Source organism: Chryseobacterium sp. S0630, from assembly GCF_024158915.1.
Classification (GTDB): Bacteria; Bacteroidota; Bacteroidia; order Flavobacteriales; family Weeksellaceae; genus Chryseobacterium.
Window position 1 is genome coordinate 19,655 of the sequence record NZ_JAMZGF010000052.1, and the last position, 19,128, is coordinate 38,782.

Sequence of the window (19,128 nt, forward strand, 5' to 3'; positions counted from 1 at the left end):
TTTGCAGTAGTAAAATTTTAAAGAATGAATTGGTTAATATTAGTTATCGCAGGATTATTTGAAGTTGCCTTCGCATCATGTCTGGGAAAGGCAAAAGAAACATCAGGAACTGAAATGTACCTGTGGTATGCGGGTTTCCTGGTAACAATGACAATCAGTATGCTTTTACTGATCAAAGCTACTCAAACCTTGCCTATCGGTACTGCTTATGCGGTATGGACGGGAATCGGAGCAGTAGGAACTGCCTTAATGGGAATTATATTCTTTAAAGATCCTGTAAGTTTCTGGAGAGTATTTTTTATTGTAACCCTTATCGGTTCTGTGGTAGGATTAAAGGCTGTATCTTCCTCACATTAAAAAGCGCATAAATTTCTATCTATATTTAAAAATGGGAACCGTCTTCGTATTGAAGGCGGTTTTTTTAATCATTTTCAGGTTTTGATTTCTTTGACAAGAAAAAGAAATTCTTTTATATCTTTATCGGAAACTTTTAACCTATGAAAAAAATTCTATTCCTTTTAGCTGGTGGTTTACTGACTGCCCAGCAAACCTCCGAATTACTTACCAATAACTGGTATATTTCCAAAATGGTAACAAGCAGTGGACAAACCACCAACACCCCTTTAATAGATAATGGAGTTCCTGCCACGACCTTCAACTCAGCGGGAGGAACGAGCTATGTTATGAATTCAAGATATTACAATACTTCTATAATGGGTTTCGGGGTTATGCCTGGAAGCAACAATCTTATCAAAACATCAAGCGCATGTACTCTTTTGTTTTATAACGGAGGAAATGCAGCACCTGTTCGTGCTTATGATCAGAAAAACTGTGACATTTATGGCTTAGGAGCTTATGCATCCATATACAGTTACCAGATTACAACCAACGGAATTGTAAAGACTTTGGTGATTACAGATCCTTCGGGAAATAAGGTCTACTATAACAATACTGACCAATTGAGCACTAAAGAAACTGCCGCAGTAACGAAAACCTTTAAAGCATATCCCAATCCTGTAAAAGAGGTTTTGCATCTTGAAAATATTGAGAGGAGCCTTCCCCTTAAGATTTACGATTTATCAGGAAAACTGGTATTTGAAACGACAACTAACAGCAACAAAACATCAATTGATACTAGCGGTTTACAGAAAGGACAATATATTGTAACGATAGAAAATTATAAGTCCTACCCTTTTGTCAAAGAATAAAAACAGAACATTTCATGTATATAAAAAAACCGTTTCACTAGCTGAAACGGTTTTTATTTTATTTTTTATAAACTACAGGTAAGATTTCATTATGTCTTAACCCGAATTTTTTTATTTCTTCTTCAGAGAATTTCTGTGAATAGAAGTTGGGATCTATTTCGAAGCCTGCCTTTCTTAAGCGGTCAAAATAATCCATTCCGTACCAACGAACATGATCGTACTGTCCGAAATGTTTCTGACGTTCTTTTGGATCTTTAATCGTGAAGTCTTCGTAGGTTTTTTCCAATGAATTTTTCATCGGAACCTGAAGAATTCCCCATCCACCAGGTTTCATTACCCTGTACAGCTCGCTCATTGCTTTGGCATCGTCTTCAATATGTTCCAGAACATGATTACAGAAAATGATATCAAAGCTGTCATTTTCAAAAGGTAAATCCAGAATATCTGCTTTCACGTCTACAATAGGAGAATACAGATCTGCTGAAATATAATTCAGATTGCTCATTCTCTTGAACTTTCTTAAAAATTCCTGTTCGGGAGCAATATGCAGAACTTTATAATTCTTAATGAAAAAATCGGTTTCATTCTGAAGATACAGCCACATCTGGCGATGTCTTTCCAAACTTAACGTTCCTGGAGAAAGAGCATTTTCTCTTTGTTTTCCATATCCGTATGGAAGAAACTTCCTGTAAGATCTTCCATCAATAGGATCAAAGAATTTATCACCTTTAAAAAACTGATAAATAAGCGGTCTTGCCCAGATGCTCATTTTAATAAGCATAGGACGTGGAATTTTATTCAGTAAAAGCTTAGTTACCTTTTTCATTAAAAATCCAGTTGGAACTGCTTTTCTTCATCACTTACAATCCCTAAAGCTTCGTACACATAATCAAATGTAGAAAGCAATACCGGCTTACCATTGATTACTGCCACATCATGTTCGAAGTGCGCAGAAGGCATGTTATCTAAAGTCGTTACTGTCCAGCCATCATTATGGAACTTTACTTTTTCAGTTCCCATGTTTACCATCGGCTCGATGGCGATTGCTAAACCGTCTTTAATTACTTTTCCGCTTCCTTGTCTTCCATAGTTAGGAACTTGTGGATCTTCGTGCATTTTTCTTCCTAATCCGTGTCCTACAAGCTCTCTTACTACTCCATACCCTTCTTTTTCACAATGTGCCTGGATTGCATGGGAGATATCTCCAATTCTTTTTCCTCTGACAACCTGCTCAATTCCTTTGTATAAAGATTCCTTGGTAACCTGCAGTAATTTTTTAACCTCAGGTTTCACTTCCCCGATTTCAAAAGTATAGGCATGATCCCCTACGAAACCGTTAAGAATAACTCCACAGTCTACAGAAAGAACATCTCCTTCTTTCACTACATCATTGTTTGGAAAACCATGAACTACCTGCTCATTTGGAGAGATACAAAGAGAGTTTGGAAATCCTCCGTATCCTAAGAATGCAGGCTCAGCACCATGATCTTTAATAAAATCATGAGCCAGTTTATCTAAATATAAGGTAGTAATCCCCGGTTTAATTTCTTTTGCCAACATTCCCAATGTTTTAGAAACCAGTCGGGCACTCTCCTTCATCAGACGTAATTCGTCTATCGTTTTTAATTGAATCATTGTATATAGATGTTAGATATTAGATGTTAGAAGCTAGATTACAACATAATGTGTATTTCTATATTATAACAATCTATAAACTCTTTTTGATAAAAAACAGAAGCTTTGATTGGCCGTTAAAAACTAACGTCTAATACCTAGCTTCTAATTTCTATTTTACCAAAAAAGTCCTTTTTTCTTTTCTTTTTTAAGTTTTGAATAGGCAAGAACTTCTTTTCCTTCAACACGGAATTCTATTCTTTCCTGAATAATATTGTAGATCTCTCCCCATCCCGGAAATCCTCCTAAGTTTCTGTCATCAATAAACCAGTCTGCATCTAATTTTCTGGATTGATTTTCAGGATCAAAAACTTCTCCTTCAAAACTTGAGTTCACAGAATAAAATTCTATTCCGTTTTTTTTACAGAATTCTACCGCTTCATCTAATGTTTTTCCGTGTCTGTATGTCCAAAGTATAAGTCTGAATCCTTCAGACTGAAGTCTTTTCAAAGTTTCGAATGCAAAAGTTTTCGGTTTTCCAATTGCCGGGTAAGCGTCGTCAACAATAGTCCCGTCAAAGTCAACAGCAATCTTTTTATTATTTAACATTTTGTTCTTTTTTTAGCTTTGCAAAGATAAGAAATAAAAAGAGTGCCAAAAAGAAAGGCACTCAATACTTTTATATTTTAAATAATAATATAGATCTTATTAGCTTTTTACCCAGCTAAACTGGAACTGAAGATCCGGAGTAGAAACTCTGTCTGTGATCTTCTGTAGCCTTGCAGGAAGCTTCATCAGGTATTCCTGAGCTTTTTCTGCTTTTTCTGTAAGTCCTTTTACGTGCTCAATTTTCCATTCATCTAAAAGGTCTTTCATAATATTGATGTAATCCTGACCTGTGTAGACCATACATCTTTGTGCAGCATCTGAGAAATGTCCCCAAAGTTCACCAGCTTTTTGTCCGGACTGTCTCATTAAGTGAGCAGGCATTACAATTTTCTTACGCATCATATCTTCGAATGCAAGAATCATTTCTGAAGGATCTACTTCAAGAATTTTTGCTACGAAATGTTTGTATGCTTTAGCGTGTCTTGCTTCATCTGCAGCAATAACCCCACACATTTTTGCTAATTTTCCGTTTCCGGATTGTTTTGCCAATGTTCCTACTCTTCTGTGAGAGATATTGGTAGCTGTTTCCTGGAAACTTGTATAAATGAAGTTTCTGTATGGGTCCATACTTGTTCCCAAATCGAATCCGTCATTGATAAGGTATTGAGTTGTGATTTCCACCTCTCTCATGTTTACTCTTCCGCACAGATAAAGATATTTGTTTAATAAATCTCCGTGTCTGTTTTCCTCAGCAGTCCAGGCTCTTACCCAGTTGGCCCAGCCTACTTTTTCTTCCTGATTGATACCGTCAACACCCATCAACCAAGACTCATAGGAAGGAAGTGCCTCTTCTGTGATACAGTCACCGATAAGAGTTACAAAAAGATCATAAGGCATTTCACGGGCAAAAGTCTGAATTTCTTCTAAGTCATGTTTAAACTCATCGCTTGAAGGATCTGGTAAATAATCGGAAGGCTGCCAGATTTTTTCAATTGGCGTTAAAAATTTATCAAGAAAAGAACCTACTTCCTTTTCCAATAATCCCATTACTTCTTTCCTAACAAGCTTTTGATACATTTTACTATTCAGTTTTAATTTACAAAGATAAGATTTATTTATTATTTAACGCATAATAAAGTATGCAAGTCATACCTTATCTGACATAAATCATAAAAAAAATGCCGCTGCAAAAGCATAACGGCATTTTTTTAACAATATTATTGAATATTAATTAACCAAAACTTCTCCAGTCATTGCATCTGGTATTTCAACGCCCATTACTTTAAGAATGGTAGGCGCTACATCCCCCAGTTTTCCTGGTTTTAAATTCCATGTGTGGTCTTTATCCATAACGATAAAAGGAACCAGATTTGTTGAATGCTGGGTATTAGGAGTTCCGTCTGCATTAATCATAACATCAGAATTTCCGTGATCGGCAAGAATGAAGACAGCATATCCGTTTTCATAGGCAGCTGTAGCTACTTTTTCAATACACTGATCTACCACCTCAGCAGCTTTTACAGCAGCTTCAAAAACGCCTGTATGCCCAACCATATCTGTATTGGCGAAATTCAGACATACAAAATCAGCGGTTCCCTGCTCCAGTTCCGGCACAATAGCATTGGTGATATCATATGCTGACATTTCCGGCTTCAGGTCGTAAGTAGGAACATCTTTCGGGCTTGGGCAAAGCAGTCTTCTTTCACCTGAAAACTCCAGTTCTCTTCCTCCTGAGAAGAAGAAAGTAACGTGTGGATATTTCTCTGTTTCTGCAATTCTGATCTGGGTTTTTCCATTTTTTTCAAGAATTTCACCCATTGTTTCCGTCAGTACATTTTCATCAAAAACTACCTGTACATTCTGGAAGGTTTTATCATAATTCGTTAATGTGACATAATAAAGGTTCAGCTTTTTCATATCATATTCCGGGAAATCTTTCTGAGAAAGCACTTCCGTAATCTCTCTACCTCTGTCTGTACGGAAGTTGAAGCAGATTACTACGTCATTATCAATGATTTTTGCTACCGGCACTACATTTCCTGTAGCCGTAGTATTCATCAGAATAATTGGTTTCAGGAATTCATCGGTAACGTTGTTGTCATAAGAAGCTTTAATAGAAGCCAACGCGTCTGTTGATGGCTCACCTACTCCTTCTACAAGAGCATCATAAGCCAGTTTTACACGCTCCCATCTTTTATCTCTGTCCATCGCATAGTATCTTCCTACCACTGTTGCCAGTTTTCCTGTAGTAACTTCCATATGTTTCTGAAGCTCATCGATAAATCCTAATCCTGAGTGCGGATCACAGTCTCTACCATCAGTAAATGCGTGAACAAAAACGTTATCATTCAATCCGGACTCTTTTGCAGCGGTCAGTAATCCTTTTAAGTGGTTGATATGTGAATGTACACCTCCATTGGAAACCAATCCGATAAAGTGTACTTTTTTATTTTCTTTTTTGGCATATTCAAAAGCATCCTGGATCACTTTTTCCTGACCCATTGTTCCGTTTTCAACGGCCATATTCAGTTTTACCAGGTTTTGGTAAACTACTCTTCCGGCTCCCAGGTTCATGTGCCCTACTTCAGAATTCCCCATCTGTCCGGCTGGTAAACCTACAGCCAATCCACTTGCTTCAAGTGTAGTATGTGGAAATTTCTGGTAACAGCTGTCTATGAATGGTGTATTTGCTTTATCTATTGCAGAAACGTTAGGGTTTGTTCCCAATCCCCATCCGTCAAGAATGGCCAATATTGCTTTTTTCGACATTTTATAAAACTTTTGTTAGACAAATTTACCTAATTTCCTATGAATAGAAGAATTTGAAGGCTCGAATTTTATGGATTGCTGATGATCAGTTAATTTCTAAAGCAATTAACCATGTCAAGGTTTAAAACCTTGACACCGTTAGAAAAATTGAAATTTCGTTGATTATTACCCTTCATTAATCAGTAAATCTTTTTAATTTTGCAGTATGGATTTACGAGATCAATTGAAGAACCTTTTTCCTGATCATGAAGAGCAGGATTTTGAGATGCCTGAAGAGCAATTCAAGCAGAAAGAGCCTTTGGTATGCAAATTTGAGAAAAAAGGGAGAAACGGTAAGCCTGTAACGATTGTTGAAGGCTGGGAAGGCAGTGAAGAAGACCTGAAAAAAATCTCAAAGAAAATAAAAACCACCTTGGGTATAGGCGGTTCTGAGAAGGATGGAACGATTATCATTCAAGGCGATAACCGTGATAAAATCATGAATATCCTTAAAGAAATGGGCTATAAAACCAAACGTGTTGGCGGATAGTTCTAGAAATAGATCTGGGTCTCCGGTAGTAAGGTTTTTAAGTTTTCAATAGTAGATTTTTCTATAGGATTTCCTGTAAGAATCAATGTTTTCAGATTTTTAAGCTGTTTGATTTCTACAGGAATATTTTTCAGATTATTGTTGGCCAGATTCATGCTGACGATATTTTTCAGTCCTTTTACTTTGGGAGATAACTCTGTGATATTATTTCCACTTACATTCAAAAATTCCAGATTCTTTGCTCTGAAAAGATTTTCCGGAAGTCTGATAATAGCATTCTGCTGCAGTTCAAGATATTTTAAATTTTCGGGAAAAGACAAATTCCCAAGATCATTGATCTGATTATCTGAAAGATTCAGGAATTTCAGGTTTTTGATCTGATCCAATCTGTCTGCAATAAAACTGATCTGGTTTCCCTGAAGGTTTATTTCTTCCAGCGTTGGAATTTCCATAAGAGCCTCGGGAAAAGTATTCAGGTTATTGGCATCAAAATGTACAACTTTTAGGTTCTGAAGTTTTGCAAGATTAGGATTAATGCTTGTCAGGCTATTCAGATTCATTGAAAAAGTAGTCAGTTTCTTCAGATTGCTTACCTCATCCGGAATATATTTAATGCTATTTTCATTCACATTTAATATTTCCAGTTCTTTTAAGGCAAAGAGTTCCTGATCCATTTTCTCAAGCTTATTGGCCATAATATTCAAAAAGAATAATGAATTCAGCTTTACGATCTGAGGAGGAAGATTAAAAAGACCTTTCTCTCTGAAACTCATGCTATAAACTGTTTTTTCACTCTTTAGAGCCTCTTCGATATTGGTAAAAGTAGGATACTTCACCGGATCAATCTGTGCTTTGATCTGAGAAAGAGAGACTATGGAAATCAATAAGAAAAGCTTTTTCATACAAATAAAAGGTCTGCCAGCAACCAAAGCTGCCGACAGACAAGAATTATAAATAATTTATTTCTTTAAAAGTTTAACTGTTTTCTGGAATCCACCTTCAGCTTCAATATTTAAAACTAAAACCCGTGATCCTTCCAACTGTTGTGTGAAATCAAGGTCCAATACTTTATTGGTTCCGTTGAATTTCTTCGTGTAAACGATTTTCCCATCCATGCTGTAAGCTGTTACAGAAATATCTTTCAGTCCTTTTGCAGAATTGATTTTCACAATTCCTGAAGTTGGGTTGGGTGCTACCGTTACTGTATTTTCTTCAATCTTGGTATCAATAGTTCCTAAAGTTCCTTCAATTCCTAAGTTGTTTTTAAGGGCAATGACAATCGTTGCTGATTTTCCTCTGTAATCAATCGTATTTCCTGTAGCATCTACATCTGTAGAAATCGTTGAATCCGGATGCTGAATAGAGAAGAAACCAAATTTGTGATCAGGGGTAAACGTCAATCCTGTAGGTTCTGAACCAGCCGGCATAGAAGCAAATAATCTTACTTTAGGATTAGCCTGCGTGTGATCAGGAGCAATGACCCAGATATAGTTTTTACCACCATCCTGAAGTACCCAAAGGTTTCCAAGTTCGTCGAAAGTAAGGTTGTCATTTCCATCTCCCCACGCTTCAGATTTCATTCCCTGAGCAGTGTTGAAAGAATATACAGAAGAACCTCCTCCTACAAATGTTTCTACCTGAGAAGCCGTAGTTCCGTTATCCTGTAAACGGTATACTCTGTCTAATCCTTTTGCCGTAAAATAGATTTTACCATCCAGCGGACTGATATCCACATCTTCTACTCCATTGAATTTTGTTCCACCTAATGACAGGGCATTGGTATTGGTATTATTCTGATCAACTTTAGTTTTGTTCGGAACCTGAATCCATGTGGCTGTTGTTCCTGCCGGATCTCCCGCAGCAGTTAATCCCTGATCCAGTTTCAACACGTAAAGGTTTCCTGAAGAAAGATCATTGGGAGTATCCATTACATATTTGTATACCATGTGAGTTCCGCCGTCTTCACCATAATAAGCTGTAGTTCCTGCATTATTGATCACTACATTTTCATGGTTCATGATTCCCATCTGCCAAAGTTTTCCTTTGGTACCGTCAGTATTCTTAGAAATTACCTGTGCTGTAGCAGGATCAATTTCTACCAACCAACCGTAATCTTTGTACCCATCATTATTCACATCATTGGAAGTAACAGATTCTTCAGCTGTCACCACAGTTCCCCAGGGCGTAATTCCTCCTGAACAGTTTCTGATCGTTTGCACCAAACTTGGATCTGAGAAACTTACGGCTCTTGATTTTGTCAGCTGCCAAAGTTTTGAAGTTGCGTTATAGTTAACTTCTGCCATGGTAACTCCTCCAGGATTCGTCTCATGGTTTACAGAAAGATATCCGTTTGTACTGCTTCCTGTTTTTGGAACATAAGCGGTAAAGTCATTCTGACCACCTACCAATCCTCCGCCTTCAGTATAGTTGTCTCCTTCTTTTAAAATCAGCTGGTATTTGTGTTCAGTCGGGATAATTAATTTATTGGTTTGAGCTGTAGGAACAATAGAAGTAAAACAGCTGATGTGGGTTCCGTTACAAGCTACAGGGATAGTTGTATTGGTGGTTGTTTTCAGATAAGCATCAATTCTTAAATCTGAACTGGTTGTACTTCTGTTGTGTAATTCAATAGAAAATCTGTTAACACCGTTTACAAACTTGGATTTTGGAATAGAGAAAATGTTATAAACACTCTCTGCTGCACCGTCAATAGTAGTACTTGAGAAAGTATTGAATGTAACAGCACCTGCAGGCATATTGTCTCTTACAACTTCTTCTCCGTTAAGGTATACAATAATACCATCGTCTCTCATCACTCCAAGTTCCATAGTATCAGAAAGTGTTGAAAGATCTACTGTAAAATCTTTAGCAAAATAAGCGGTTGTAAGTCCTGAGTTGATGGTCGTTGTTACAGGATCTCCATATCCTAACGGGCCGTTTCCAACTGCCCATGTTGAAATGTCATACGTCTGAGCATTCCATCCGGCTGGTTGAGCCTGGTTGTTATCTTTGTAGCTCCATGACGCATTCTTATTGAATATCAAAGTCTGCGCCTGAAGACCAGAACTGGCCAGTATAGCCAAAGCTCCCACTGTTAGTAGTTTTTTCTTCATTTTTTATTTGATTTATTAGACCTTGCAAAACTATTTTTTTAGAGCTTTTTCTCTGTTAATAGGATTTTAAATCTAAATCGTCCAATATTAACTTATCAAAAACCTAATGTTAAGGGGATTAATTTTTTGTTAAATGATGCGGATTACGGGGTGCGGGATTCGAGATGCGAGGTGCGGGATTTCGGGATGTGGGTGCAAATACAGAAATTCAGGGATGAAATAAGCTGAGCAGCTGATGTGTTTTCTTGCGTATCTTCAATTATAACACATTATAATCCGAACCTCGTACCCCGAACCGCATTTCAAAACCCCGAATCTCGAATCCCGCACCCCGCCTATTTCGCTTTACTCACATCCGTAAGAGCATTCAGGAAGGCAATGATTTGTTTCATTTCTGTTTCGCTAAGGTTTAATTTATCAGGAGCAAGGGTTTGGTTTTTCATTTTTAAACCTAATCCTTCTCCTCCACCTTCGTTATAAAAATCCAGGACTTCTTCTAAGGTATTGAAAGCTCCGTTATGGAAATAAGGTTTGGTAAGGGCAATATTTCTAACGGTTACTGTTTTAAAAGAATAATCATAAATCCATGATTTCTCCTTTTTCACAGGACTGTTTCCTCTTCCTAAATCCTGATCAAGCTCTACAGGAAGCTGTTTAATAGGTCTGGTAGTTATTCCCAATACTTCAGATTCATTTTCATTAAAAAACGGAGGCACCAATCCGGAAAAAGTGGGTGCAAAATGACAGGTTGCACAATTGGCTTTTCCCATAAAGAGGTTGAATCCTTTTTTCACGTCATCGGAAACATTTTTTTCATTTCTCATAAAACGGTCAAAATCACTGTCAAATGAGTACAATGAAGCCACGTAAGAACTTAATGCTTTTGAAAAATTTTCTTTACTGATTTTCCCATCCTTGAAGGCATTTCGGAACGCTTTTTTATACTCAGGTTTTGTTTTTAATTTCTGGATAATGCTTTCATAACTCGTGTTGAACTCCTGCTCATTATAAATAACGTGTTCTGCCTGCTGTTCAAGATAGAAAGCACGAAGATCATAGAAAAATCTTTTGGCAAAAACAGCATTATATAAAGACGGAGAATTTCTCAAAACTGTTTTCCCTTCCACATTACTTTGTGATTTTGGCTTCAGGTCTGTAAAAGCATTTTCCTGAAGATGGCAAGTCGCACAGCTCATTTTCCCATTACCACTTAAGTTCTGATCGTAGAAAATGGATTTCCCAAGGTTTCGGAGTTCCGGATTATCTTCTGATGATTTTAATAAGGTATAAAAATAAGGGTCTAAAAAATCGCTACTGAAAAAATTTTTGTTTCCCACATTCCAGCCTGAGAATTCTTTAAGGTCATCCGGTCTGCCATCCCATTTCCCGAACTCTTCATATAAAGGCTGTACGTATTTTTTATAAAACTCAATCCTGTCGAAAGTTTCAAAATCGGTATTCTTTGAAAGATAGCTGATAGCTTCTGTTAAAATCTGGTCAGCCTTTTCAGTATTATAATTTTTAAAATAAAGGTCATCATTGATGTATTTCTGTATTCCTGCAAGAGCATGACTTGTTTCCTCAGAAATATTCAGAGAACCCGGCGTATCAAAACCAGAAACCCCAAGTGAATAGATTCTGATAAGCTCTATGCGCAAAGGCAATGTTTTGTTGTTTCCTTTGCTCAACCCATTTTTTAAAGCACTTAAATAAAACCCGGAATAGCTGTTATATAAAAAAGTAGTAATGGTTTTGATTTTTTCTTTCTCATTTTCTGCATCATCTGAAAATATAAGTTCATCAAGCACTTGCAATCCTTCAGGAGGAAGTGTGTATGATGATGTCCCAGCCGCTTCAATGTGAAACAAAGGTGCTGCGTTAAGGTGAGTTTTGGTAAATTCAGGATAATGATAAGCGATATAGAATTCAACTTCTTTGAATGAATTTCTTGTACTACTTAGTGATTTTTGCAGCTCTTCCAGGGAAATACGGCCTTCAGAGAACTTATCAACATCTGATTTCAGCTGTTCAAGCTTGGTTTTAAAGTCGGACAACCCTTTATTGACAAATGTATTTTCGCTTTCTTTTCCTTTATAAACAGGATTAAAAGACATTACTGCAAATCCTATCAGAAGGACGATTACAAGCAGTGGATAAGATCTCATGAATTTTTAGCGGCAAAACTATTAAACTGATGTTATCTCAGTTTTAATAACAGATTAAATAATGTTTATATTTCTGATAACATATTTTTCACTAATTTTAAACCCCGAAATCAAATTCATTATTCTAAAGAGAACGGTTCTTCGAAATACCGGAAAAAATAATGGCGGGAGATTATTGGGAGAGGATTTTTTTAAATTAAATTCAACACATCAAAAAAACTAAATAGGAGTATGAAAACAAAACTATGGTTTGCTGTTATGGCAAGTTTCCTTTCTATGACGGCATTTTCCCAGAAAAAGAAGCAGCCGGAAAAGACATCCGGAAAGCCTCAGGAAATGGCTGTCTATGCAGAAAAAAGAGGGTCTGATTATTATTTGGTCCGCCTGGAAAAAGATAAAAACATTCCTAATGTCTATGTACATTCCAATGGGATAACCAAGCCTTATAAAAATTATTCTGACCTGAAAGATATTGTCACAGAGTTCCCTGGAATGATGACTTCCAACAATTCAACAAAGGAAGAACTGATTTCTATTCTTAAAAAAGATTATCACTTCTACGAAATCACTTCACAGAGGAAAGATCCTAAAAACATTGAAAAGACGGTCATTACTGTATATGAGGTAATGAATGGTCAGAAAAGGATTGTAGAAGAATACAATGACATCTACGAGGTTATGGCATCTCCTTATAAAGAAGCCATTATGATTAATTAAAAAAACAAAAAATATACATATTATGCTAAACAAACTTGCTGCCTCAGAACTTGTTCTGAATGAAGACGGAAGTGTATACCACCTGAATCTTTTACCTGAAGATATTGCTGACAAAATCATCCTTGTAGGTGATCCTGACAGAGTGGCAAAAGTTTCAAAATACTTTGATACTGTAGAAATCAAAAAAAATAAAAGAGAATTCTATACCCATACAGGAACGCTTCGTGGAGAAAGAATTACCGTAATGTCTACCGGAATCGGAACTGAAAACATCGATATTGTGATGAACGAGTTGGATGCTTTGGTAAACATTGATCTTCAAAACAAAGAATTCAAGACTGAGCACAAAGCGCTTGAGCTTTTCCGTATGGGAACTTGTGGTAGCGTAAACCCTGATGTACAGGTAGACAATATGCTGGTAACGCAGAATGTAGTAGGTTTAGACGGATTGATGCACTTCTATCAGGATTACAACTTCGAAAATGAATTTTCTAAGAGTTTCCTGGAAAAATTCCCTTACGAAAGAATCAAGCCGATGCTTTATTTCTCAGACTGGGCAGAAGAAATGGGAGAATACTACAAAGATGCCAAATACCACGGAAATACGGCAACATTCCCGGGATTCTATGCTCCACAGGGAAGACAGCTTCGTTTAAAAGCAGTAGATGATCAATTCTTAGAAACGTTGAATGATCTTGGCATTACCAATTTTGAGATGGAAACTTCTGCGATCTATGCTCTTTCAAAATTATTAGGACACAAAGCTATTACCGTTAATAACGTTATTGCCAACAGAAGACGTGGAGAATTCTCTGCAGACCACCATGCTTCTGAGAAAAACCTTATTGAATGGGTATTGGAAAGAATTATTAAATAATTATTTTATTGATAATAAAGATAAAACCTCCGGAAACTGTTTCCGGAGGTTTTTTATTAGGTTTTGGCTAAAGCCAATGGAATCTGATTTATTTTGAAAACGGGCTAAAGCCCGTTCCTATTGAATTGGTATTGTAGAATCCTGTTCATTTCATGACGAATAAAGCTTATTACTTACTCTGTCATTCCGATTTCTATGACAAAGGGTATCATAAGAATTGAGTATGTATAAATGGATGGAAGACCCAATCCAATTAATTATAAATGAAACATCCTCGGATCCGGATATTGAAATACATAATCCAGTTCTGAAACCAACTTTGAAGACAGAACCTTTTTTCCTTTCCCCTCAAATACTTCATCATCTTCAATATTTTTCTGGGCATTAATTACCTGGCTTTTTGCCGGATGAATCGGAGCTGTAACATTATATAACTTTGATTGGGTTTCCTTTTCAATCATTTCCGAAATAATCCTACTGATATCAGCATAATGAATATGATTTACAGCGTGATCAAGGTTGCTCACATTATAGTTTTTCAAAAGTCTGTTGTCTCCCATCAGCCCGCCAAGTCTTAAAATATTAAGTTGGGGATACTTATTTCTCAACATTCTTTCGCCTGATATTTTTTCCAAAGGAATGTCTTCTTCTGTAAAATCCTGGGGCAGATCAGGATAAACTCCTGTAGAACTCATCAGGAACACCTGTCCTTTAAAGTCTCCTATAAAAGTTGACAAATTCTGAATTCTATTGTATAAAGAACTTACACAACAGCTTTTTTCAGAAACAGGAATTGTGATAATCAAAACATCCATGTTTTTAACTTCTTCCCATTGGGAAAGAGGTTCTGCCAGCTGATAGTCCGGGAAAGAAGCCATTACAGCATGAATTCCTTTATTATTCAGTTGATTTACTTTGCTTTCTGTTGTGGTCGTGGTTGCCAGCACATATTTTCCGGATAAGGAAGATGCGAGTCTTTCTCCCAGCCAGCCATAGCCTATAATTCCTATTTTCTTCATCATTTGGACACAGTTTGAATTGATAATATTTCGTCTAAAGAAGCCATCAGTTGAGTTTTTACTTCATCACTCAAATGCATACAGCTCTGAACGGCTTTAGGAATATCTTTTGCTTTTTCTTTAAGCTTTACTCCCTGTTCTGTAAGGTTGATCAGTACTACTCTTTCATCTTCTGAGCTACGGGTTCTGATAATCAGTCCGTTTTTCTCCATACGTTTCAATAATGGGGTAAGTGTTCCGTTGTCAAGATGAAGATATTCACCAATCTTTCCGATATTCATTCCGCCATGTTCCCATAAAACAGTCATTACCAGATATTGGGGATAGGTCAGTGAAATTTTATCAAGATAGGGCTTATACAACCCTGTAATATACCGTGAAACCGCATACGTTTTAAAACATAAATGTTCTGATAAAGGGATCATTGTTTTCTTTTAAGACACAAAGATAATCTATTTACTTTGTGCACAATATTTTTGTTTAAAATATTTTTTATTCAATTAAATAAAAGGAAACATCTTTGTTTCAGGCTGTGATTATTTTATTATTTTAGCAAAAACTAACCATTGATTGAACATGAAAAATTCACCTCAAACAGAAAACAATAAACTTTCAGAACTCTCCACTGAGGAACTTACAAAAGAAGAAAAAAAACGTTCTGCTGCTCATATTTCCTTTTGTATTATTATGGGAATGCTGGTAGGCGCCTGCATCTATGTTACCATTAAGAAAGGGTTCAATGGTATTACTCCGCTTCCTCTGGCTTTTTTCCCTTTATATCTTATTATTAGAAAAAGCTGGCAAAATGCCCGAAAAGAACTTCAGTCCCGAAAACTTAATTGAAATTGACGGTCAATAAAAAAAGGACTTCCACTCCGGAAGTCCTTCACACCATATCAACTATAATAAAAAATCTATTATTTAAAACTCATTGATCATCACATAAAAGTGTCCGGAGTACAAACTGTTAGCTGTTCCCGAAATATTAGTGAGATTGATTGTAATACTGGAAGCAGAAGTCAACCTTGGATTCGAGATGGAAAATGAGGAATTTCCTGAAAAATCTCCTGCCGGAGAAACTACGACTACAGCTCTTGTAGAACCAGGCTGATATTCTGCCGGAACAGAAATATCGATGGTTGTAGATTTTCCCGGAGGCAAATTATTGATCGAAATTCCAGGCCATGCTTCAAAACTGATCTGACTTTTCTGGACACTGCCCTTTTCTCCTAATTTAAACTGTCCGCTTACATCCAGTTTTGCAGAGATATTCGGAGTTCCAGTACCAATACCTACATTTGCATTGCTATTTCCCAGAACAATAGCATTGGCCTGTGAAGTAGCAGCTCCATATCCTACAGCAGTTGAAAATTGTCCTAATGCATTGGCTTCCGAACCTAGAGCAGTAGAATTCTGGCTATTTGTTACCGCATTATATCCCAAAGCTGTTTCACTATTAGTATTCGTTTTTGCATTGTATCCTAATGCGATGGACTGAAATCCATCTGCTGATGAGTTATTTCCAACAGCTACAGATTCATTACTGCTGGTTTGGGCATGAAAACCTATGGCTGTAGACCTGAACCCTGCTGCTGTCGTTTTATTTCCTACTGCTAAAGCTTCATTACCAGAAACTGCTGTTGCACTCCCAATAGCAATTCCCATAAATGCTGAGTTTGCGCTTCCCAAAGCAATACCATTCTGACCTGCATTTGAACCTATCCCGAGGCTTACAGAATTATCAACTCCCAGTCTTCCGGCTGTTAAAGCATTTACTTTAAAGATGAGATCATCATAGGTTTTTGTTCCTAAAGCAAGCGTTGTATTAGAGCCTCCATAATTCCCGACATTTGTACCTGTAAGGTTCCAGTTGGTTCCATCCTCTGTTTTAGTGGTATTACCGCCGTTTGCTAAAATTTTATTCCATTTTGATTCAAACCAGTAATAAAAACCAATTTCTTTCAGGGTAGAGTTTCCGTTATTCCATATGATAAGACCTTCTGCCGGAGAAGGGATGGTAATATTGTCTGTTGTAGTGGTAAGCGCAATACTTGGAAGGAGTACTCCTTTATTATTGGCTTTAATGTGAAGCATTGCTGATGAATCCGGATTCGGTAATCCAATCCCAACTTGTGCATATGTAAAAATACTTATTAAAAATAAGAGAAGTGTGAACTGCGGTTTATAGTCTTTTTGCATTCCTTGCATTTTTTGCAGGTGCAAATATACAAATTTTTAATAAAATCACAATTATATTAAAAACTTAATAATTAAAAACACATTATAGTGATTAAAATAAAACTTAATCACAAAACAATGAAAAATGTTTAATATCAATCAATTAACTAATGTAGCATTCATTAGACTTTTCAAATATCTCCTATTTTGCGTTTAATTTTTTAAATTATAAAATTAATAATAAACTTCACTAAATATTGAATAAAAAGCAACAGCTATTTTCTGAGAAAACAATTTTTTAAGTGATCATTGACCATTCCGGTAGCCTGCATATGGGCATAAATAACAGTAGAACCAACGAATTTGAAACCTCTTTTTTTAAGTTCTTTGGAAATAAGATCAGAAATCTCTGTTGTGGCAGGAACGTCGGATAATGTTTCGGGACTGTTGTCTATTGGTTTTCCACCAATAAAATCCCAGATATAGTTGGAAAAACTTCCAAACTCCTTTTGAACTTCTATAAATTTCTGGGCATTGGTGACAGCTGACAGAATTTTAAATCTGTTTCTGATAATTCCGGGGTTGTTCATGAGCTCTTCAATCTTTTTATCTGAATAAGCAGCTACTTTCTTATAATCAAAATCATCAAAAGCTCTTCTGAAATTTTCCCTCTTAGATAAAATGGTATACCAGCTCAAGCCAGCCTGAAAACTTTCCAGAATCAGGAACTCAAATATTGTTTCATCATCATACACAGGTCTTCCCCACTCTTCATCATGATACTTCCTGTAGAGGTCATCTTTTTCGCACCAGCCACAACGTATTTTTTCCATAATAATCAATTTTTATCACTTAAAGTTACTACCGATTTAGAAAAATATAACAAAATATTATGAAAAGTTTAACAGAGAGGTTCAGTTTTAGGAATGGTTATTGTTTAATTACTGATACCAAACTAAAATTTATACTATTATGAACAATTCAGAGTACAACAAAGCGGAAAATGCAGTAAACAATGTAGAAAATTCTTTACAGAATGCAACGGACAAAGCCAAATGGAAAATCAATGAATTGGCAGACAAGGCTAAAGATTATATCAATGAAAAGAGGAATAATGATCAGGAAGCCAGCCAGGAAGACTGGCTAGACAGGGTAAAAGCTAATGTATCCGATGCTTGGGAAGATATTAAGGATAAAGCGGATGAAGCATGGGAAAAAACCAAAGATGCGGCAGAGGATGTAAAGGCAGAATGGAATAAGAAAACCAATTAGTATTTCAGTCATATAAATATTTTCAATAAAATGGAGTCTTAAATTGATAAGGCTCCATTTTTTATTATGCCATAAGCACAATTATTGTTACATTTGTATTATAATAAACATTAAAAAATTATGTCATACGGTTTACTTAAAGGCAAAAAGGGAATTATTTTTGGAGCCCTTAATGAACAATCTATCGCATGGAAAGTTGCTGAAAGATGCCATGAGGAAGGTGCTGAATTCATTTTATCTAACGCTCCTATTGCTTTGAGAATGGGAGAACTTAATGGTTTAGCAGAAAAAACAGGTTCTGAAGTAATAGGTGCTGATGCTACTTCTATAGAAGATCTTGAAAAACTTTTTGATGCCGCTGTTGCAAAATTTGGAAAAATCGACTTTATCCTTCACTCTATCGGAATGTCTATCAACGTAAGAAAAGGAAAACACTATACAGAAATGAATTACGACTGGTTGGAGAAAGGCTGGGATATTTCCGCTGTTTCTTTCCATAAAGTAATGCGTGTAGCTTGGGAAAAAGACTGTATGAACGAATGGGGAAGTATTTTGGCCCTTACTTATATTGCAGCTCAGAGAACATTCCCGGATTACAATGATATGTCTGATAACAAAGCGTATCTGGAAAGTATCGCAAGAACTTTCGGAAACTATTGGGGAGAAAGAAAAGTACGTGTAAATACAGTTTCTCAGTCTCCAACAATGACTACTGCCGGTAGCGGTGTGAAAGGTTTCGGAGGATTCCTTGGATATGCTGAAGATATGTCTCCACTAGGAAACGCTACAGCTCTTGAATGTGCAGATTACTGTGTAACTTTATTCTCTGATCTTACTAAAAAAGTAACCATGCAGAATCTTTTCCATGATGGAGGTTTCAGCAGCTCAGGGGTTACTCAGAAAGTAATCAGTAAATATGACGCTGAATAATTTTAGTCAAAAAAGGCGTGAACTGAAAAAGTTCCTTTTAAAATAAATTAAAGAGGCTGTCCAAAAAGGACAGTCTTTTTTATGCGACCCATTACTGTCCGATAAAAAGTATAAATACATTGAAAATA

The 19,128-nt window shown here is 36.4% G+C and carries 20 protein-coding genes; 8 read left to right on the forward strand and 12 right to left on the reverse strand.

The genetic code is table 11. The features are described from left to right. Positions 1-24 precede the first annotated feature (24 nt). A complete protein-coding gene (locus tag NK356_RS18690) occupies positions 25-357 on the forward strand; it encodes a multidrug efflux SMR transporter (RefSeq protein ID WP_034696733.1) in 333 nt (110 codons plus the stop codon). Positions 358-497: 140 nt separating this feature from the next. After that, positions 498-1,208, forward strand: coding sequence for a T9SS type A sorting domain-containing protein (locus NK356_RS18695; protein WP_253317705.1), 711 nt, complete (start codon positions 498-500; stop codon positions 1,206-1,208). A 58-nt stretch (positions 1,209-1,266) separates the two neighbouring features. On the opposite strand, the gene NK356_RS18700 is transcribed toward NK356_RS18695, so the two are convergent. The 5 genes from NK356_RS18700 to gpmI form a co-directional block, all read right to left on the reverse strand. Further along, positions 1,267-2,034, reverse strand: coding sequence for a class I SAM-dependent methyltransferase (locus NK356_RS18700; RefSeq protein WP_034696735.1), 768 nt, complete (start codon positions 2,032-2,034; stop codon positions 1,267-1,269). Continuing rightward, positions 2,034-2,843 (reverse strand): type I methionyl aminopeptidase, encoded by an 810-nt coding sequence (gene map / locus NK356_RS18705; protein ID WP_034696736.1) that lies wholly within the window; start codon positions 2,841-2,843, stop codon positions 2,034-2,036. The genes NK356_RS18700 and map overlap by 1 nt, the downstream gene beginning before the upstream one ends. 156 nt (positions 2,844-2,999) lie before the next feature. After that, positions 3,000-3,431 carry a BT0820 family HAD-type phosphatase gene (locus NK356_RS18710; protein WP_034696738.1) on the reverse strand — a complete coding sequence of 144 codons (432 nt, stop codon included), beginning with the start codon at positions 3,429-3,431 and terminating at the stop codon, positions 3,000-3,002. A gap of 99 nt (positions 3,432-3,530) precedes the next feature. Next, entirely contained in the window at positions 3,531-4,508 is a 978-nt protein-coding gene (locus NK356_RS18715) for an acyl-ACP desaturase (RefSeq protein ID WP_034696739.1), read from the reverse strand. 150 nt (positions 4,509-4,658) lie between these two features. Then, complete coding sequence (gene gpmI / locus NK356_RS18720) at positions 4,659-6,200, reverse strand: 2,3-bisphosphoglycerate-independent phosphoglycerate mutase (protein WP_034696741.1); 1,542 nt, start codon at positions 6,198-6,200, stop codon at positions 4,659-4,661. A 205-nt stretch (positions 6,201-6,405) separates the two neighbouring features. Between gpmI and NK356_RS18725 the strand changes: the two genes are divergently transcribed. Continuing rightward, positions 6,406-6,729 (forward strand): translation initiation factor, encoded by a 324-nt coding sequence (locus tag NK356_RS18725; protein ID WP_034696743.1) that lies wholly within the window; start codon positions 6,406-6,408, stop codon positions 6,727-6,729. A 2-nt stretch (positions 6,730-6,731) separates the two neighbouring features. On the opposite strand, the gene NK356_RS18730 is transcribed toward NK356_RS18725, so the two are convergent. From NK356_RS18730 to NK356_RS18740, 3 genes are all read right to left on the reverse strand, one after another. Further along, positions 6,732-7,631, reverse strand: coding sequence for a leucine-rich repeat domain-containing protein (locus NK356_RS18730; RefSeq protein WP_253317706.1), 900 nt, complete (start codon positions 7,629-7,631; stop codon positions 6,732-6,734). Between the two features lie 57 nt (positions 7,632-7,688). Beyond that, positions 7,689-9,842, reverse strand: coding sequence for an alkaline phosphatase PhoX (locus NK356_RS18735; RefSeq protein WP_253317707.1), 2,154 nt, complete (start codon positions 9,840-9,842; stop codon positions 7,689-7,691). A gap of 335 nt (positions 9,843-10,177) precedes the next feature. Further along, entirely contained in the window at positions 10,178-12,007 is a 1,830-nt protein-coding gene (locus NK356_RS18740; RefSeq protein ID WP_253317708.1) for a cytochrome-c peroxidase, read from the reverse strand. Between the two features lie 231 nt (positions 12,008-12,238). Here NK356_RS18740 and NK356_RS18745 point away from each other — a divergent pair, with 231 nt between their 5' ends. Both NK356_RS18745 and NK356_RS18750 read left to right on the forward strand, forming a co-directional pair. Next, complete coding sequence (locus NK356_RS18745; RefSeq protein ID WP_253317709.1) at positions 12,239-12,724, forward strand: hypothetical protein; 486 nt, start codon at positions 12,239-12,241, stop codon at positions 12,722-12,724. 22 nt (positions 12,725-12,746) lie between these two features. Next, positions 12,747-13,601, forward strand: a complete 855-nt coding sequence (locus NK356_RS18750; protein WP_034696753.1) for a nucleoside phosphorylase — start codon at positions 12,747-12,749, stop codon at positions 13,599-13,601. Between the two features lie 257 nt (positions 13,602-13,858). Here the strand turns inward: NK356_RS18750 and NK356_RS18755 are convergent, their stop codons facing one another. Both NK356_RS18755 and NK356_RS18760 read right to left on the reverse strand, forming a co-directional pair. Then, positions 13,859-14,623 carry a hypothetical protein gene (locus NK356_RS18755; RefSeq protein WP_253317710.1) on the reverse strand — a complete coding sequence of 255 codons (765 nt, stop codon included), beginning with the start codon at positions 14,621-14,623 and terminating at the stop codon, positions 13,859-13,861. Next, the gene (locus NK356_RS18760; protein ID WP_301288015.1) at positions 14,620-15,045 is read right to left on the reverse strand and encodes a MarR family winged helix-turn-helix transcriptional regulator; all 426 of its coding nucleotides are present in this window, start codon (positions 15,043-15,045) and stop codon (positions 14,620-14,622) included. The genes NK356_RS18755 and NK356_RS18760 overlap by 4 nt, the downstream gene beginning before the upstream one ends. 151 nt (positions 15,046-15,196) lie before the next feature. Between NK356_RS18760 and NK356_RS18765 the strand changes: the two genes are divergently transcribed. Further along, the gene (locus NK356_RS18765; RefSeq protein ID WP_253317711.1) at positions 15,197-15,463 is read left to right on the forward strand and encodes a hypothetical protein; all 267 of its coding nucleotides are present in this window, start codon (positions 15,197-15,199) and stop codon (positions 15,461-15,463) included. 78 nt (positions 15,464-15,541) lie between these two features. Here NK356_RS18765 and NK356_RS18770 read toward each other — a convergent pair whose 3' ends face one another. Both NK356_RS18770 and NK356_RS18775 read right to left on the reverse strand, forming a co-directional pair. Beyond that, positions 15,542-16,819: a hypothetical protein gene (locus NK356_RS18770; RefSeq protein ID WP_253317712.1), complete on the reverse strand. Its 1,278-nt coding sequence runs from the start codon at positions 16,817-16,819 to the stop codon at positions 15,542-15,544. A 254-nt stretch (positions 16,820-17,073) separates the two neighbouring features. Beyond that, positions 17,074-17,631 carry a DNA-3-methyladenine glycosylase I gene (locus tag NK356_RS18775; RefSeq protein WP_253317713.1) on the reverse strand — a complete coding sequence of 186 codons (558 nt, stop codon included), beginning with the start codon at positions 17,629-17,631 and terminating at the stop codon, positions 17,074-17,076. A 139-nt stretch (positions 17,632-17,770) separates the two neighbouring features. Here NK356_RS18775 and NK356_RS18780 point away from each other — a divergent pair, with 139 nt between their 5' ends. Together NK356_RS18780 and NK356_RS18785 are read left to right on the forward strand one after the other, a co-directional pair. After that, a complete protein-coding gene (locus NK356_RS18780) occupies positions 17,771-18,070 on the forward strand; it encodes a hypothetical protein (RefSeq protein ID WP_034697596.1) in 300 nt (99 codons plus the stop codon). Positions 18,071-18,190: 120 nt separating this feature from the next. Beyond that, positions 18,191-19,000 (forward strand): enoyl-ACP reductase, encoded by an 810-nt coding sequence (locus tag NK356_RS18785; RefSeq protein ID WP_034697597.1) that lies wholly within the window; start codon positions 18,191-18,193, stop codon positions 18,998-19,000. The last annotated feature ends 128 nt before the right edge of the window (positions 19,001-19,128 follow it).